The sequence below is a fragment of the Pseudomonas sp. B33.4 genome, from assembly GCF_034555375.1.
Classification (GTDB): domain Bacteria; phylum Pseudomonadota; class Gammaproteobacteria; order Pseudomonadales; family Pseudomonadaceae; genus Aquipseudomonas.
In genome coordinates this window covers 5,028,788-5,045,577 of the sequence record NZ_CP140706.1, presented here as the reverse complement: position 1 = coordinate 5,045,577, position 16,790 = coordinate 5,028,788, and the positions used below count along the sequence as shown (strand labels likewise).

At 59.7% G+C, this 16,790-nt stretch carries 14 protein-coding genes; 11 read left to right on the top strand and 3 right to left on the bottom strand.

What is annotated here, in order from left to right; all coding sequences use genetic code 11:
- The 3 genes from U6037_RS22265 to gap form a co-directional block, all read right to left on the bottom strand.
- Window positions 1–966: a FecR family protein gene (locus U6037_RS22265; RefSeq protein ID WP_322844552.1), complete on the bottom strand. Its 966-nt coding sequence runs from the start codon at window positions 964–966 to the stop codon at window positions 1–3.
- A 101-nt stretch (window positions 967–1,067) separates the two neighbouring features.
- A complete protein-coding gene (locus U6037_RS22260) occupies window positions 1,068–1,595 on the bottom strand; it encodes a sigma-70 family RNA polymerase sigma factor (RefSeq protein WP_322844551.1) in 528 nt (175 codons plus the stop codon).
- 204 nt (window positions 1,596–1,799) lie between these two features.
- Window positions 1,800–2,801 (bottom strand): type I glyceraldehyde-3-phosphate dehydrogenase, encoded by a 1,002-nt coding sequence (gap, locus tag U6037_RS22255; RefSeq protein WP_077574258.1) that lies wholly within the window; start codon window positions 2,799–2,801, stop codon window positions 1,800–1,802.
- A 220-nt stretch (window positions 2,802–3,021) separates the two neighbouring features.
- Here gap and edd point away from each other — a divergent pair, with 220 nt between their 5' ends.
- The 11 genes from edd (at window position 3,022) to U6037_RS22200 (ending at window position 16,701) form a co-directional block, all read left to right on the top strand.
- On the top strand, window positions 3,022–4,848 hold the full coding sequence (edd, locus tag U6037_RS22250) for a phosphogluconate dehydratase (RefSeq protein ID WP_322844550.1): 1,827 nt from the start codon (window positions 3,022–3,024) through the stop codon (window positions 4,846–4,848).
- Entirely contained in the window at window positions 4,845–5,804 is a 960-nt protein-coding gene (locus U6037_RS22245) for a glucokinase (protein ID WP_123593660.1), read from the top strand. Before edd ends, U6037_RS22245 begins: the two co-directional genes overlap by 4 nt.
- Window positions 5,805–5,983: 179 nt before the next feature.
- Window positions 5,984–6,715: a response regulator gene (locus tag U6037_RS22240; protein ID WP_102900192.1), complete on the top strand. Its 732-nt coding sequence runs from the start codon at window positions 5,984–5,986 to the stop codon at window positions 6,713–6,715.
- Window positions 6,705–8,174: an ATP-binding protein gene (locus U6037_RS22235; protein ID WP_322844549.1), complete on the top strand. Its 1,470-nt coding sequence runs from the start codon at window positions 6,705–6,707 to the stop codon at window positions 8,172–8,174. Before U6037_RS22240 ends, U6037_RS22235 begins: the two co-directional genes overlap by 11 nt.
- Window positions 8,175–8,469: 295 nt before the next feature.
- On the top strand, window positions 8,470–9,729 hold the full coding sequence (locus tag U6037_RS22230) for an AGE family epimerase/isomerase (protein ID WP_322844548.1): 1,260 nt from the start codon (window positions 8,470–8,472) through the stop codon (window positions 9,727–9,729).
- Window positions 9,730–9,847: 118 nt separating this feature from the next.
- Window positions 9,848–11,149 carry an ABC transporter substrate-binding protein gene (locus U6037_RS22225; protein WP_016983700.1) on the top strand — a complete coding sequence of 434 codons (1,302 nt, stop codon included), beginning with the start codon at window positions 9,848–9,850 and terminating at the stop codon, window positions 11,147–11,149.
- 103 nt (window positions 11,150–11,252) lie between these two features.
- A complete protein-coding gene (locus U6037_RS22220; protein ID WP_007917874.1) occupies window positions 11,253–12,161 on the top strand; it encodes a carbohydrate ABC transporter permease in 909 nt (302 codons plus the stop codon).
- Complete coding sequence (locus tag U6037_RS22215) at window positions 12,154–12,999, top strand: carbohydrate ABC transporter permease (protein ID WP_322844547.1); 846 nt, start codon at window positions 12,154–12,156, stop codon at window positions 12,997–12,999. Before U6037_RS22220 ends, U6037_RS22215 begins: the two co-directional genes overlap by 8 nt.
- Before the next feature lie 2 nt (window positions 13,000–13,001).
- Window positions 13,002–14,162: a sn-glycerol-3-phosphate ABC transporter ATP-binding protein UgpC gene (locus tag U6037_RS22210; RefSeq protein ID WP_322844546.1), complete on the top strand. Its 1,161-nt coding sequence runs from the start codon at window positions 13,002–13,004 to the stop codon at window positions 14,160–14,162.
- A gap of 221 nt (window positions 14,163–14,383) precedes the next feature.
- Complete coding sequence (locus U6037_RS22205) at window positions 14,384–15,733, top strand: carbohydrate porin (protein WP_322844545.1); 1,350 nt, start codon at window positions 14,384–14,386, stop codon at window positions 15,731–15,733.
- Window positions 15,734–15,846: 113 nt separating this feature from the next.
- Window positions 15,847–16,701, top strand: a complete 855-nt coding sequence (locus U6037_RS22200; RefSeq protein ID WP_175553397.1) for a D-hexose-6-phosphate mutarotase — start codon at window positions 15,847–15,849, stop codon at window positions 16,699–16,701.
- Window positions 16,702–16,790 lie beyond the last annotated feature (89 nt).

The window sequence follows — 16,790 nt, the reverse complement described above, 5'->3', positions numbered from 1 at the left end:
TTAGTTCAGGATAACCAGGGCGGGGAATTCTTTCAGTTGCGCTGACGTGATGTGAGCGAGGGAGCGAACCACATCAAGCGGCTGGTCGAGACGGTAATTACCGGTCACGGCGACGTCGGCCAGTTGCTCGTTGGTGTTGATGATCCAGCCTGGATAGTAGCGGCGCAATTCGGCCAGCACCTGGTTCAGCGGGCAGTTCTCGAACACCAGTCGGCCCTGCACCCAGGCCAGATCAGTGTTGGTATCGAGTTTGGCCGGGCGGTCGAAACCGTTGGGACCGATGCGAATACTTTCGCCGGCCGTCAGGCGCACACGGGCATCGTTGTGGGTGGCGCGCAGATCAACGTCACCGCGCTGCACATTGACCTGCGCCACGCCGTCGAGGTAACGCACGGCAAACGCGGTATCGCGTACGCTGGCGGTGACCGGCCCGGCATCGATTTCCAGCGGTTGACTGCGGCCGCTGGCAATTTCGAAAAACGCCTCGCCCTGAAACAACCGGGCGACGCGCTGTTGATCGTTGATGGTGCTGGAGAATGCCGAGTTGGTATTGAGCAGGACTTTCGAGCCGTCCTCCAGTTGCAGACGCTGGCGCTCGCCCACCACAGTCAAATGATCGGCCTGAATGCGCATCGGCAAATTGCTGAAACTGAACAAACCGAGCACCAGCACGGCGGCGGTGGCCAGCGGTTTCCAGTGGGGGCGCAGACGCTTGAGGAAGGTGACTTTCGCAGGTTTGGCCGCCAGGCTTTGCGCGCACTGGGCGATTTGCGGGCCGTCCCAGATCGCCTGGGCCTTGGCGAACGCTTCGGCATTCAACGGATCGGCCGCCAGCCAGGCGTGAAATTGCCGGGTCTGCTCCTCGTCCGGGCTGCCGAGCACGATGAGCCAGTCCAGTGCCTGGTCCATTGCGTTTGCAGCGTCCTGCACCGAATCCGGCGAAGGCGAGCGGTGGGTGTCCGTCACGGTGTTTCCTCGGGCTTCTGGCGAAGCAGTTTCTAGCGTCAAGCTGCAAGCTGCAAGCCAGATGCGTGTACTGCTTTTCGTTTTTACCTGGAGCTTGAAGCTTACAGCTTGCCGCTGCTGTCGTGTCGTTCGGCGACGCCGATGCAAATGGTCATGATCAGCTTCAGTTCTTTTTGCACGGTGCTGAGGGAGACGTTCAGTTCATCAGCGATTTCCTGATAACTGTTCCCGTGCAACCGGCTGAGGATGAAAATCTGCTGCTGGCGCGGGCTGAGTTGACTGAGGCTCACGTTCAGGCGCTCCAGCATCTGTTCGGCGTGGGCGGCGTCTTCGGCGCTGCTGGCGGGGGCGGCGATGCTGTGCACGACATCTTGCGGCACGTCATCGACCATGGTCCGTGAATGGATCTTGCGCGCGCGCAAGTGATCCAGCGCCAGATTGCGCGCGGTCTGGAAGACAAACGGTTCGAGGTGATCGATGGCCCGCTCGCTCAACGCCCGTGTCACGCGCAGGTAGGTCTCCTGCAACAGGTCTTCAGCGGTGCTGTGATTGTTGACCATCCGTTCCAGCGTGCGCAGCAAGGACGTGCGCTGGGTGAGGAAGACGTGGTTGAAGCGCGATTGACTCACGGGAGGACCTGATCCATTTTGAGCAAATGATAATGCTTATCATCTGCCCGTATGGTCAAGCCCTGAATTGTCAAAGAACGGTAAAGCCCGGGATGGAACCCAATGCAGGAGCTGCCGAAGGCTGCGATCTTTTGATGTTGATCTTAAAAACAAAATCAAAAGATCGCAGCCTTCGGCAGCTCCTACAGGGGGGACAGGGCAACCTTATTCCGCGTTACACAGCGCCAGGCAGTTATCCAGCATGCGGTTGGAGAAGCCCCACTCGTTGTCATACCAGGCCAGCACTTTCAGCAGTTTGCCGCTGGATTTGGTGTGGTTGGCATCGAAGATCGACGACAGCGGGTTGTGGTTGAAGTCGCTGGAAACCAGCGGCAACGTGTTGTAACCCAATATCTTCGAATGCTGGCTCGCAGCCTTGAGCAGGGCGTTGACTTCTTCTGCGCTGGCTTCTTTTTTCAGCTGCACTGTCAGGTCCACCAGCGACACATTGATCACCGGCACCCGTACGGCCATACCAGTCAGTTTGCCAGCCAGTTCCGGCAGCACCAGACCCACCGCTTCAGCGGCGCCGGTCTTGCTCGGGATCATGTTCTGCGTGGCCGAACGCGCGCGGTACGGGTCGGTGTGATAGACGTCGGTCAGGTTCTGGTCGTTGGTGTAGGCATGAATAGTGGTCATCAGACCGCTTTCAATGCCCAGTTCGCGGTGCAGCACTTGCGCCACTGGCGCCAGGCAGTTGGTGGTGCACGAAGCATTGGAGATGATCTGGTGCGACTGGCGCAGAATGTCGTGGTTCACACCGTAAACCACGGTAGCGTCGGCGCCTTTGGCCGGCGCCGAGATGATCACTTTGCGCGCGCCGGCAGTAATATGCGCGGCGGCTTTGGCGCGGTCGGTAAAGAGACCGGTGCATTCGAACACCACATCAATCTTTTCCGCCGCCCATGGCAGTTCGGCCGGGTTGCGAATCGCGCTGACCGCAATGCGGTCGCCATTGACGGTCAGACTTTCGTTGTCATGCTCGACTTGAGCATCGAATGTGCCGTGAACGGTGTCGTACTTGAGCAGATGGGCATTGATCGAGCTGTCGCCCAGATCGTTGATGGCGACGATCTGCAAATCCTGTCGATAGCCTTGGGTATACAGTGCGCGCAGGACATTACGGCCGATGCGGCCAAAACCATTGATTGCGATTCGAAGAGTCATGGAACAGCGCCGCCGTCGTTTTGTTGTTGGAATTACAAGATTATTCGCATAAAAATAGAAAACAAGCCTTTTTAGTGGCAATATTTTGTTTTATCTACAACGAGTGACCTGAATCAACTGGTCCGAATGGTCAAAAAAGCCGTCTGTCATTCCAACAACAACGGCGTTTGATCAGCATAGACAATCAGGTCGCCACATCCGTTAGCCTGGAGTTCTACACATGCATCCCCGCGTTCTTGAGGTCACCGAACGGCTTATCGCCCGCAGCCGCGCCACGCGTCAGGCTTACCTTGCACTGATTCGCGGCGCCGCCACTGACGGGCCGATGCGCGGCAAGCTGCAATGCGCCAACTTCGCCCATGGCGTGGCCGGGTGCGGCAGCGAAGACAAGCACAGCCTGCGGATGATGAACTCGGCGAACATCGCCATTGTTTCGTCTTATAACGACATGCTCTCGGCGCACCAGCCGTACGAAGTGTTCCCGGAACAGATCAAGAACGCCCTGCGGGAAATCGGTTCGGTCGGCCAGTTCGCCGGCGGTACGCCGGCGATGTGCGACGGCGTCACCCAAGGCGAGCCAGGCATGGAACTGAGCCTGCCGAGCCGCGAAGTGATTGCCATGTCGACCGCTGTGGCGCTGTCGCACAACATGTTCGACGGTGCGCTGATGCTCGGCATCTGCGACAAGATCGTGCCGGGCCTGATGATGGGTTCGCTGCGTTTCGGCCACCTGCCGACGATTTTCGTCCCGGGCGGGCCGATGGTTTCGGGGATTTCCAACAAGGAAAAAGCCGACGTGCGCCAGAAGTACGCCGAAGGCAAGGCGACCCGCGAAGAGCTGCTGGAATCGGAGATGAAGTCCTACCACAGCCCGGGCACCTGCACCTTCTACGGCACCGCCAACACCAACCAGTTGCTGATGGAAGTCATGGGCCTGCACTTGCCGGGCGCCTCTTTCGTCAACCCGAACACGCCGCTGCGTGATGCGCTGACCCGCGAAGCCGCGCACCAGGTCACGCGCCTGACCAAGCAGAACGGCAACTTCATGCCGATCGGCGAAATCGTCGATGAGAAGTCGCTGGTTAACTCGATTGTCGCGCTGCACGCCACCGGCGGTTCGACCAACCACACCCTGCACATGCCGGCCATCGCCATGGCCGCCGGCATTCAACTGACCTGGCAGGACATGGCCGACCTCTCCGAAGTCGTGCCGACCCTGAGCCACGTCTACCCGAACGGCAAAGCCGACATCAACCACTTCCAGGCTGCTGGCGGGATGTCGTTCCTGATCCGCGAACTGCTTGGCGCCGGCCTGTTGCACGAAGACGTCAACACCGTGCTCGGCCGCGGCTTGAGCAAGTACACCAAGGAACCGTTCCTTGATAACGGCGAGCTGGTCTGGCGCGAAGGCCCGGTCGACAGCCTCGACGAAAACATCCTGCGCCCGGTCGCCCGTGCATTCTCGGCAGAGGGTGGTTTGCGCGTTATGGAAGGCAACCTCGGTCGTGGTGTGATGAAGGTCTCCGCCGTTGCGCTGGAAAACCAGATCGTCGAAGCACCGGCGATGGTGTTCCAGGATCAACAGGATCTGGCCGATGCGTTCAAGGCTGGTCTGCTGGAAAAAGATTTCGTCGCGGTGATGCGCTTCCAGGGTCCGCGTTCCAACGGCATGCCCGAGCTGCACAAGATGACGCCGTTCCTCGGCGTGCTGCAGGATCGCGGCTTCAAAGTCGCGCTGGTGACGGACGGCCGGATGTCCGGCGCCTCGGGGAAAATCCCCGCAGCGATTCACGTCAGCCCGGAAGCTTATGTCGGTGGCGCTTTGGCGCGCGTGCAAGAGGGCGATATCATCCGCGTCGATGGCGTCAAAGGCACCTTGGAACTCAAGGTCGATGCCGCCGAATTTGCAGCGCGCGAACCTGCCAAAGGCCTGTTGGGCAACAACATCGGCAGCGGACGCGAACTGTTTGGCTTCATGCGTTTGGCCTTCAGCTCGGCGGAGCAGGGCGCCAGCGCCTTCACTTCTGCCCTGGAGACGCTTAATTGAAACTGGCTTTGGTCGGTGACATCGGAGGCACCAACGCGCGGTTTGCGTTGTGGAAAAACCAGCAACTGCAATCGGTTCAGGTCTTGGCCACCGCCGACCACGCCAGCCCGGAAGAGGCAATCAGCCTCTACCTGAGCGGGCTCGGTCTGGCGCCGGGTTCGATCGGTTCGGTGTGCCTGTCGGTGGCCGGCCCGGTCAGTGGTGATGAATTCAAATTCACCAACAACCACTGGCGCCTGAGCCGCACGGCGTTCTGCAAAACCTTGCAGGTCGAGCAGTTGTTGCTGGTCAACGACTTCTCGGCGATGGCGCTGGGCATGACCCGGTTGCAGCCGGGCGAATTCCGTGTGGTCTGCGAAGGCACGCCGGAGCCATTGCGTCCGGCGGTGGTGATCGGGCCGGGCACTGGTCTTGGCGTCGGCACCTTGCTCGATCTCGGTGAAGGTCGTTTTGCGGCGTTGCCGGGCGAGGGCGGTCACGTCGATCTGCCGCTGAGCAGCCCGCGTGAAACCCAACTGTGGCAGCACATCCACAACGAGATTGGCCATGTCAGCGCGGAAACCGCGTTGAGTGGCGGCGGTTTGCCGCGAGTCTACCGCGCGATTTGCGCAGTGGACGGGCATGAGCCAACGCTTGATACGCCGGAAGCGATCACGGCGGCCGGTCTGGCGGGTGATCCGATTGCCCTGGAAGTGCTCGAGCAGTTCTGCTGCTGGCTCGGCCGTGTCGCCGGCAACAACGTGCTGACCACGGGTGGACGTGGTGGGGTTTATATCGTCGGTGGTGTGATTCCACGGTTTGCCGATTTCTTCCTCGAAAGCGGTTTCGCCCGCAGCTTCGCTGACAAAGGGTGCATGAGCGATTACTTCAAAGGCATTCCGGTGTGGCTGGTGACAGCGCCGTATTCCGGCCTTGTCGGCGCTGGCGTAGCCCTGGACCAATCAATCCCGACCTGAAATGCAATCAAACTGTAGGAGTGAGCCTGCTCGCGATAGCTGTCTTGGATTCAACACATTCGTTGACTGACAAACCGTTATCGCGAGCAGGCTCACTCCTACAGTTGTTTTGTGGTGTTTGTAAAATCAGTGCTTAAGGCATAATCCGCCCCAATTCCAACAACAAGGATGCCTTCGAAGTGAGCTCAGTCAACAAGTCGATATTGTTGGTCGATGACGACCAGGAAATACGCGAGTTGCTGGAAACCTACCTGACCCGCGCCGGGTTTCAGGTACGGGCCACCGCCGACGGTGCCAGTTTCCGTCAGGCCCTCAACGAGGCGCCGAGCGATCTGGTGATCCTCGATGTCATGCTGCCCGACGAAGACGGCTTCAGCCTGTGCCGTTGGGTGCGTCAGCATCCGCGTCAGGCGCAGGTGCCGATCATCATGCTCACCGCCAGTTCCGACGAAGCCGACCGCGTGATCGGTCTCGAACTCGGCGCCGACGACTACCTCGGCAAACCCTTCAGCCCACGCGAACTGCAAGCGCGCATCAAAGCCCTGCTGCGGCGTGCGCAATTCGGTCAGGAGCGCAGCGGCAGTGACGTGCTGGCCTTCGACGAGTGGCGGCTGGACATGGTCAGCCATCGGTTGTTTCACACCGACGGCGAGGAAGTGATTCTCTCCGGTGCCGACTTCGCCCTGCTGAAACTGTTCCTCGATCATCCGCAGGAAATCCTCGACCGCGACACCATCGGTAACGCCACCCGGGGCCGCGACCTGATGCCGCTCGATCGCATCGTCGACATGGCCGTCAGCCGTTTGCGTCAGCGTCTGCGCGACACGGAAAAACCGCCACGACTGATCCGCACCGTACGCGGCAGTGGCTACCAACTGGCAGCCAATGTGGTTGCCAGCAATGGTCACTGATTCGCTGCGTAAACTCGCCGCCAAGGTCCCGGTTCCGCGCTCGTTGCTCGGGCGCATGTTGCTGCTGACGCTGTTGGCGGTGTTGTTCGCACAGACGCTGTCGAGCGTGATCTGGGTCTCGCAACTGCGCGCAACCCAGCTCGAAGGTCTGGTCACCAGCGCCCGCAGCCTCGCCCATTCGATGACTGCCAGCGTCAGTTACTTCCGCTCGTTGCCGGTGGCTTATCGGCCGTTGGTGCTCGATCAATTGCGCAGTATGGGTGGTACCCGCTTCGTGGTGACCCTGAACGACAAACCATTGGGTATGGACGTGCTGCCGGTCACGCCGCGTAAAGCGGCGGTGATGAAAGCGGTCGACGAAGTGCTGCGGCAGACGTTGGGCCATGACACCGATATCTCGGTGACCTTTGTCAGCCCCGAAGACCTGCGGATCTTCAACGCCGGGCTGAAACTCGATGAGCTGCCGCGCTCGTGGGCGCATTACGCGCTGACCCTGGAGCCGGTGAATCCGCCCGTGCTGGTCACGCAGATTCAAATGGCCCCGGGCGAATGGCTGTACATCGCCTCATTGTTGCCCGAGCCGTACACCAGTCTTGAAGAACAGGGACTACCCTCGCAACAGGTGTGGTTCATCGTCCTCACCAGCGGATTCCTGCTGCTGTTCATCGGCGTGCTGGTGCACTGGCAAAGCCGGCCGCTCAAACGTCTGGCACGTTCTGCGCGGGATCTGTCGCTGGGCGCTGACGTCGAGCCGGTGGCCGAGGGCGGTGGCAGCGAAGTGGTCGAAGTGGGGCGTGCGTTCAACACCATGCGCGAGCGCATCAGCCGTTACCTGACTGAACGCAGCCAGTTGTTCAGCGCAATCTCCCATGATTTGCGCACGCCGATCACCCGATTGCGTTTGCGCGTCGAATTGCTTGAAGACGAGAAGCTGCAGGCCAAATTCGGCCGCGATCTGGATGAACTGGAGCTGCTGGTCAAAGGCGCGCTGCAATGCGTGAAAGACACCGACATCCACGAGAACATCGAACCGGTGGATCTCAATCATGTGCTCGACTGTCTCGTCGAGCCTTATCTGGCGCCGAATGGCAACGGTCGCGTGACGCAGCATGGTCGCGCGCTGGCGGCCTATCCGGGTAAGCCGCTGGCGTTGAAACGCTGCATCGGCAATCTGATCGACAATGCGTTGAAGTATGGGCAGAACGCACATCTGCACATCGATGACGATGACAGCGCGTTTGTCTTGCACGTTGATGATGAGGGGCCGGGTGTGCCGGAGCAGCGGCTGGAGCAGGTGTTTGAGCCGCACTTCAGATTGGCGGGGCAGCAGCAGGGCTATGGGCTTGGGTTGGGCATCGCGCGCAATATTGCCCACAGCCATGGTGGGGAGGTGACGTTGCAGAATCTGCGTGAGGGTGGGTTGCGGGTGACCCTGCAATTGCCGCGTTCGGTGGATTGAATCAAAAGCTTTCCCTCACCCTAGCCCTCTCCCGGGGGGAGAGGGGACTGACCGAGGCGTATTTGGCTATCCGCCGACCTGATGCATTGAGTCGATTATGGATTCGGTACAGCACTTTCAGGTCGGCGCAACTCTTCAGCATCCTGCTATCGGCCCCCTCTACCTCTGGGAGAGGGCTGGGGTGAGGGGCCGCTCTTTGTCACGGACTGGTGACAAACCCCGCCCCCTTCGTTACAAGCCCACCCCGGCCCGTTGTTTAGACTCCCCGCAGTCATAACAACAAAAAAGGCCACCCATGGATCTCTTCCAACCCGGCTTCAGCAGTTGGCTGAACGCCCCTGCCCACCAGCAATGGCTCGCCGCCGAAGGCCTACGCCTGCTGGATTTCGCCAAGGCAGCAAAACTCCCGCAAGGCTTCGGCAACCTCGACGAACGCGGCCGTCTGCCAGCGAACGCACAAGCCGAAACCATGAACACCGCGCGCATGACCCACAGCTTCGCCATGGCCCACATTCAGGGTTTGCCGGGTTTTGCCGAATTGGTCGATCATGGCATTGCCGCCCTGCGCGGGCCGTTGCGTGACGCCCTGCACGGTGGCTGGTTTGCCGTCGCCGAACACCGCGACGACAACACCGGCAAGAACGCCTATCTGCATGCCTTTGTCGCACTCGCCGCCAGCTCTGCGGTGGTCGCACAACGTCCCGGCGCCCAGGCGCTGCTGGATGATGCGATCGACATCATCGACACCTACTTCTGGAGCGAAGAAGAGGGCGCCATGCGCGAATTCTTCAATCGCGACTGGAGCGAAGAAGAAGCCTATCGCGGCGCCAACAGCAACATGCACGCGACCGAAGCGTTCCTCGCGCTGGCTGATGTCACCGAAGATCCGCGCTGGCTGATTCGCGCGCAACGCATCGTCGAGCGGGTGATCCACGGTCACGCCGCCGGCAACGGTTACATGGTCATCGAGCATTTCGACCGCGACTGGCAGCCGCTGCGTGAATACAACCACGACAATCCCGCTGACGGTTTCCGCCCTTACGGCACCACACCGGGCCACGGTTTCGAATGGGCGCGGCTGTTGCTGCACCTCGAAGCCGCGCGGGTTCAGGCTGGCATGCTCACGCCGGGTTGGCTCGCGACCGACGCGCAGAAACTTTTCGAGAACAACTGCCGCAACGGCTGGAACGTCGATGGTTTGCCCGGCATCGTCTACACCCTCGACTGGGACAACAAGGCTGTGGTGCGCCATCGCCTGCACTGGACGCACGCCGAGGCCAGCGCCGCTGCCAGCGCGTTGCTCAAACGCACCGGCGATGAGCAATACGAGATGTGGTACCGACTGTTCTGGGAATTCTGCGAGGTACATTTCATCGACCGTTGCGACGGCAGCTGGCACCACGAACTCAACCCGCAAAACCTCCCAAGTGCCGATATCTGGCCGGGCAAACCTGATCTTTATCACGCCTGGCAAGCCGTGCTGATCCCTCGTCTACCCTTGTCACCCAGTATGGCGACTGCGCTGGCACAGCCGTCCCAGCGTATTCCTGTGTAACCATGTGGTGACATTCGCGCGTCCCTTCGTTACCTGCGAAGGGAAACGTCCTGTTTAAACTCCTGTGCAGCGCAAGCACCAGACTTGCATGCATAACAACAAGAAAGGTACATCTCAGATGAATGCGATTTCTCGCCTCGCTACTGTCATTTCTGTCGCCTCCCTGTTCCCGCTCGCAATTCTGCCTCTCAGTGTTTCCGCTGCCGAATCCAAAGGTTCGGTCGAAGTCGTGCACTGGTGGACCTCCGGTGGCGAAAAAGCCGCTGTTGATGTGCTCAAGGCGCAAGTCGAAAAAGACGGTTTCACCTGGAAAGATGGCGCTGTCGCCGGTGGTGGCGGTGCCACTGCCATGACCGTGCTGAAAAGCCGTGCCGTTGCCGGCAACCCACCTGGCGTTGCTCAGATCAAAGGCCCGGACATCCAGGAATGGGCGTCGACCGGTCTGCTCGACACCGACGTGTTGAAAGACGTCGCCAAGTCGGAAAAGTGGGACAGCCTGCTCGACAAGAAAGTCTCCGATACCGTGAAGTACGACGGTGATTACGTTGCCGTACCGGTGAACATTCACCGCGTGAACTGGTTGTGGATCAACCCGGAAGTGTTCAAGAAAGCCGGGATCACCAAGAACCCGACCACCCTCGAAGAATTCTACGCCGCTGGCGACAAGCTCAAGGCTGCGGGCTTCATCCCGCTGGCTCACGGCGGTCAGCCTTGGCAGGACAGCACCGTGTTCGAAGCCGTGGTGCTCTCGGTCATGGGGGTCGACGGTTACAAGAAAGCCCTGGTTGATCTGGACAACGCCGCGCTGACCGGCCCGGAAATGGTCAAGGCGCTGACCGAGCTGAAAAAAGTCGCGACCTACATGGACGCCGACGGCAAAGGTCAGGACTGGAACCTGGAAGCGGCCAAAGTCATCAACGGCAAGGCCGGCATGCAGATCATGGGTGACTGGGCCAAGTCCGAATGGACCGCTGCCAAGAAAGTCGCTGGCAAGGACTACGAGTGCGTAGCGTTCCCGGGCACCGACAAGGCGTTCACCTACAACATCGACTCGCTGGCCGTGTTCAAGCAGAAGGACGCAGGCACTGCGGCTGGTCAGCAGGACATCGCCAAAGTCGTGCTGGGTGAAAACTTCCAGAAAGTCTTCAGCATCAACAAAGGCTCGATCCCGGTTCGCAACGACATGTTGAACAACATGGACAAGCTCGGCTTCGACTCTTGCGCGCAAACCGCTGCCAAGGACTTCCTGGCGGACGCCAAGTCCGGCGGCCTGCAACCAAGCATGGCGCACAACATGGCGACCACGCTGGCGGTGCAAGGCGCGTTCTTTGATGTCGTGACCAACTACATCAACGACCCGAAAGCCGACCCGGCCGACACCGCCAAGAAACTTGGCGCAGCGATCAAGTCGTCCAAATAAGCCGTAACGGCAAGCTGCGAGCCGCAAGCTACAAGCTTGAGCTCTATCGGTCTTGCAGCTTGCGGCTTGCAGCTGCTCTTCTCTTTTTTTGATGGATTTCCCCATGAGTTCTGTTGCTGTGTTCAGCAAGGCCTCGCCGTTCGATGCATTGCAGCGCTGGCTACCCAAACTGGTGCTGGCGCCGAGCATGTTCATCGTGCTGGTGGGCTTCTATGGCTACATCCTGTGGACGTTCGTGCTGTCGTTCACCACCTCGACGTTCCTGCCCAACTACAAGTGGGCCGGTCTGGCGCAATACGCGCGTTTGTTCGACAACGACCGCTGGTGGGTCGCGAGCAAAAACCTCGCAGTGTTCGGCGGCATGTTCATCGGCATCACTTTGGTGATCGGCGTGTTGCTGGCGGTGTTCCTCGACCAGCGCATCCGTCGCGAAGGTTTTATCCGCACCATTTACCTGTACCCGATGGCACTCTCGATGATCGTCACCGGTACCGCGTGGAAATGGCTGCTCAACCCGGGCATGGGCCTGGACAAATTATTGCGTGACTGGGGCTGGGAAGGCTTCCGTCTCGACTGGCTGATCGACCCGGATCGCGTGGTTTACTGCCTGGTGATCGCCGCTGTCTGGCAAGCCTCGGGCTTCATCATGGCGATGTTTTTGGCCGGCCTGCGTGGCGTGGATCAATCGATCATCCGTGCTGCACAGATCGATGGCGCGAGCATGCCGACGATCTATTGGAAAGTGGTGCTGCCAAGCCTGCGTCCGGTGTTCTTCAGCGCGGTGATGATCCTGGCGCATATTGCGATCAAGAGCTTCGACCTGGTCGCGGCGATGACCGCCGGTGGTCCGGGCTATTCCTCCGATCTGCCAGCGATGTTCATGTATTCCTTCACCTTCAGTCGCGGCCAGATGGGCATGGGCTCGGCCAGTGCGATTCTGATGCTCGGTGCGATCCTCGCGATCATCGTGCCTTACCTGTATTCCGAGCTGAGGACCAAGCGCAATGACTAGTCTCGCTGCCAAACCTGCTATCAGCCTGAGTCGCGTCGCGATCTACGCGGTGCTGATTTTCGCAGTGTTCCTGTATCTGGTGCCGCTGGTGGTCATGCTGCTCACCAGCTTCAAGACCCCGGAAGACATCAGCACCGGCAACCTGCTGAGTTGGCCGACCGTGGTTAGCGGCATCGGTTGGGTCAAGGCCTGGGCCACGGTTGACGGTTACTTCTGGAACTCGATCAAGATCACCGTGCCGGCCGTAATCATCTCCACCGCCATCGGTGCGTTGAACGGTTATGTGCTGTCGTTCTGGCGTTTCCGTGGTTCGCAGTTGTTCTTCGGTCTGCTGTTGTTCGGCTGCTTCCTGCCGTTCCAGACCGTGCTGCTGCCGGCCTCGTTCACCCTCGGCAAAATGGGTCTGGCGAGCACCACCACCGGCCTGGTGTTTATCCACGTGGTTTACGGTCTGGCGTTCACCACGCTGTTCTTCCGTAACTACTACGTGAGCATTCCGGATGCGCTGGTGAAAGCCGCACGCCTCGACGGCGCAGGTTTTTTCACGATTTTCCGGCGGATCATTCTGCCGATGTCGACGCCGATCATCATGGTCTGCCTGATCTGGCAGTTCACTCAGATCTGGAACGACTTCCTGTTCGGTGTGGTGTTCTCCAGCGGTGATTCGCAACCGATCACGGTGGCGCTGAACAACCTGGTCAACACCAGCACTGGGGCCAAGGAATACAACGTTGATATGGCAGCGGCGATGATCGCCGGCCTGCCGACCCTGCTGGTCTATGTGGTCGCAGGCAAGTATTTCGTGCGCGGGCTGACGGCCGGCGCAGTCAAGGGGTAATCATGGCAACGCTCGAACTTCGCAACGTAAACAAGACCTACGGTGCCGGCCTGCCGGACACCCTGAAGAACATCGAACTGTCGATCAAGGACGGTGAGTTCCTGATCCTTGTTGGCCCGTCCGGCTGCGGCAAATCGACGTTGATGAACTGCATCGCCGGCCTGGAAACCATCACTGGTGGCGCGATCATGATCGGTGATCAGGACGTCAGCGGCATGAGCCCGAAGGATCGCGACATCGCCATGGTGTTCCAGTCCTACGCGCTGTACCCGACCATGAGCGTGCGCGAGAACATCGAGTTCGGCCTGAAGATTCGCAAGATGCCTCAGGCGGCGATCGACGAAGAAGTCGCGCGCGTGGCCAAGTTGCTGCAGATCGAGCACCTGCTCAATCGCAAGCCGGGTCAGCTCTCCGGCGGTCAGCAACAGCGTGTGGCAATGGGCCGTGCACTGGCGCGTCGACCGAAGATCTATCTGTTCGACGAACCGCTGTCCAACCTCGACGCCAAGCTGCGCGTCGAGATGCGCACCGAAATGAAACTGATGCACCAGCGCCTGAAAACCACCACGGTCTACGTGACCCACGACCAGATCGAAGCGATGACCCTGGGCGACAAAGTGGCGGTGATGAAGGACGGCATCATTCAGCAATTCGGTACGCCGAAAGACATCTACAACAACCCGGCCAACCTGTTCGTGGCGAGCTTCATCGGTTCGCCGCCGATGAACTTCATTCCGCTGCGTCTGCAACGCAAGGACGGCCGTCTGCTGGCGCTGCTCGACAGCGGCCAGGCGCGTTGCGAGTTGCCGATGAGCATGCAGGACGCCGGGCTTGAAGATCGCGAAGTGATCCTCGGTCTGCGCCCGGAGCAGATCGTTCTGTCGAACGGCGAAGGCAATGGTCTGCCAAGCATTCGTGCCGAAGTGCAGGTCACCGAGCCGACCGGTCCGGACACCTTGGTGTTCGTCAATTTGAATGAAACCAAAGTCTGCTGCCGTCTGGCGCCGGACGTGGCACCGCAAGTGGGCGAAAGCCTGACGCTGCAATTCGATCCGTCGAAAGTGTTGTTGTTCGATGCCAACACCGGCGAGCGCCTCGGCACTGCCGGTCAACCACAGACCGATGCGCGGTCTGCGAACGTCGCCCAATTCAAAGGCCGGTAAACAGATCAAGGTTGGAATGCAGTCATGTGGGAGCTGGCTTGCCAGCGATGCAGGCAACTCGGTTCACAGTGGAACAGAGTCGATGCCATCGCTGGCAAGCCAGCTCCCACAGGGATTGGATTCCAAAAGGAGCACGCGGTGGAATGCCTGTAATCCATCGCAATTTATGTAAACCGCGTTAGATAAAAACAGTTAATAACAATAAAGACGAGGATGTAGGGATGAAAAAGAAACACGTCAATGCCCGGTTGATCTGCCAAGTGTCAGCTGCGGCGGCATTGGTGCTGGCCGGTAACGCCATGGCGGCGGATGCCTTCAGCTCCGACTCGAAATGGATGACCGGTGACTGGGGTGGCGAGCGGACCAAGCTGATCGAGCAGGGTATCGACATCAAGGCCGACTACGTTGGGGAAATGGGCGCCAACCTGCACGGCGGCTACAACGATGACAAGACTGGGCGCTACAGCGATCAGTTCGGTCTGGGCGTGGCTCTCGATCTGCAAAAGCTGTGGGGCTGGGATAACACCCAGGCGAAGATCCAGCTGACCAACCGTAATGGCTACAACATCTCCAACGACCGCGTTGGCGATCCGCGTGCCGGCACCCTCAGCTCCTCGCAAGAAGTCTACGGCCGTGGCCACATGGTGCGTCTGACCCAGTTGTGGATTCAGCACCAGTTCTTCGACAACAAACTCGACGTCAAGGCCGGTTACTTCGGTGAAGGCGAAGACTTCAACACCTTCCCGTGCGACTTCCAGAACCTGGCGTTCTGCGGTTCCCAAGTGGGTAACTGGGCGACCAACATCTGGTACAACTGGCCCGTCAGCCAGGCCGCTATCCGTGTGAAGTACAACATCAACGACGAGCTCTACGCGCAGATCGGTGCGTATAACCAGAACCCGTCGCAGCTGGAACACGGCAACGGCTTCAAACTCAGCGGCAGCGGCACCAAAGGTACTGTGTTGCCAGTCGAGCTGGTCTGGTCGCCGAAGGTCAACAGCCTGCCGGGCGAATACCGCGTCGGTTACTACAAGAGCACGGCGGATGCCGACGACGTACGTGAAGACGTCAACGGTTTCGACGCTGCGACTACTGGCGACGCGTACAAAACCCACAACAGCAAAAGCGGCTACTGGTTCGTCGCGCAACAGCAACTCACCAGCCACAACGGTGATGCAACTCGCGGTCTGAACATCGCGGCCAACGCCACGTTCCACGACAAGGACACCAACTTCATCGACAACTACCAGTCGGTGATGTTTGTCTACAAAGGCCCGTTCGACGCGCGTCCGAAGGATGACGTCGGTATCGGCGCGGCACGTATCCACGTCAACGACGACGTGAAGAAAAACGCCGAGCTGCTGAACGCTTCCAACGGTGTTTCGGATTACGACAACCCGGTGTTCTCGCCGATTCGTGAAACCGAATACAACTACGAGATCAACTACGGCTTCCACGTCACCAACTGGCTGACCGTACGCCCTAACCTGCAGTACATCACTCACCCGGGTGGTGTGGATGAAGTGGACAACGCTTTGGTCGCTGGCCTGAAAATTCAGTCTACGTTCTAACGCGTCTGCGATAAGCTCCTCTCTATGTGCGCATATTTGCGGACAGCCAAGGCTGTCCGCTTTTTTTTGAGGGTTCGCGCAGCCCATGACAGTTGAATTCGGAACCGTGGCAAATGCATGAGCATCCGCTACAACGCTTCTTCAAATCCCTGCGTGAACAACCGGTGTTCGCCTGGGAGCGCTATCAGATGCGCGACGTGTTGGTGATCGATCACCCGCTGTGTCAGGCAGTGTTCAGTCGTCAAGGCGCGCAGTTGCTGCACTTTCAGCCGCGTGGGCAAAAACCGTGGTTGTGGTGTGCGGCGAAGTGGCCGCATGTTGGTGCAATCCGTGGCGGCGTGCCGGTGTGCTGGCCGTGGTATGGCCGTCATCCGAGCGAAAACGCCTGGCCGTCCCATGGTTGGGCACGGTTGCTCGACTGGAAATTACTCGACAGCAGCAGCGCTGACGATGGCGTGCGCCTGCATTGGCAATTGCAGCTGTGCGACTGGCAGGTCGACCTGCACGCCCACCTTGGCGAACGTATGGAATTACGCCTGAGCACCGAGCATCAGGACGACATGCCGTGCCAGTTGAGCCAGGCTTTGCACGCTTACTGGCGTATTGGCGATGTTGGCGAGATAGCGCTGTCTGGGCTCGAAGGGGCGCAGGGTTATGACCAGTTGAATCGCCAGGTTTGCCAGCAGGAAGGCGAGTTGCGGGTGGATGGCGGGTGTCAGCGGGTGTTCCAGCATGACGGCGAGTTGCAGTTGAAAGATCATGCCTGGCAGCGCGAGTTGTGCATCGATACCGGTGACAGCGCCGACACAGTGGTCTGGCATCCAGGGGCGCGGCCGCTGTTGGGCGTGACGTGGGATGAGATTTCCGAGTTTGTCTGTGTGGAAGCGGCGGCGGGTGGGACGGACAGTCTGCATCTGGCGCCGGGGGAGAAGGCGCATCTGAGTTTGCAGGCGTGGGCGGCGGCTTGAGTGTGTCAGTTACATCGTAGCCCCTCACCCTAGCCCTCTCCCGGGGGGAGAGGGGACCGAATGGGGGATATTCGAGAGATTCACCGACC

Coding starts and splice junctions, on each gene's coding strand:
- gap (WP_077574258.1), bottom strand. CDS start 2,801: ATGACTCTTCGAATCGCAATCAATGGTTTTGGCCGCATCGGCCGTAAT.
- edd (WP_322844550.1), top strand. CDS start 3,022: ATGCATCCCCGCGTTCTTGAGGTCACCGAACGGCTTATCGCCCGCAGC.
- U6037_RS22235 (WP_322844549.1), top strand. CDS start 6,705: ATGGTCACTGATTCGCTGCGTAAACTCGCCGCCAAGGTCCCGGTTCCG.
- U6037_RS22230 (WP_322844548.1), top strand. CDS start 8,470: ATGGATCTCTTCCAACCCGGCTTCAGCAGTTGGCTGAACGCCCCTGCC.
- U6037_RS22225 (WP_016983700.1), top strand. CDS start 9,848: ATGAATGCGATTTCTCGCCTCGCTACTGTCATTTCTGTCGCCTCCCTG.
- U6037_RS22220 (WP_007917874.1), top strand. CDS start 11,253: ATGAGTTCTGTTGCTGTGTTCAGCAAGGCCTCGCCGTTCGATGCATTG.
- U6037_RS22215 (WP_322844547.1), top strand. CDS start 12,154: ATGACTAGTCTCGCTGCCAAACCTGCTATCAGCCTGAGTCGCGTCGCG.
- U6037_RS22210 (WP_322844546.1), top strand. CDS start 13,002: ATGGCAACGCTCGAACTTCGCAACGTAAACAAGACCTACGGTGCCGGC.
- U6037_RS22205 (WP_322844545.1), top strand. CDS start 14,384: ATGAAAAAGAAACACGTCAATGCCCGGTTGATCTGCCAAGTGTCAGCT.
- U6037_RS22200 (WP_175553397.1), top strand. CDS start 15,847: ATGCATGAGCATCCGCTACAACGCTTCTTCAAATCCCTGCGTGAACAA.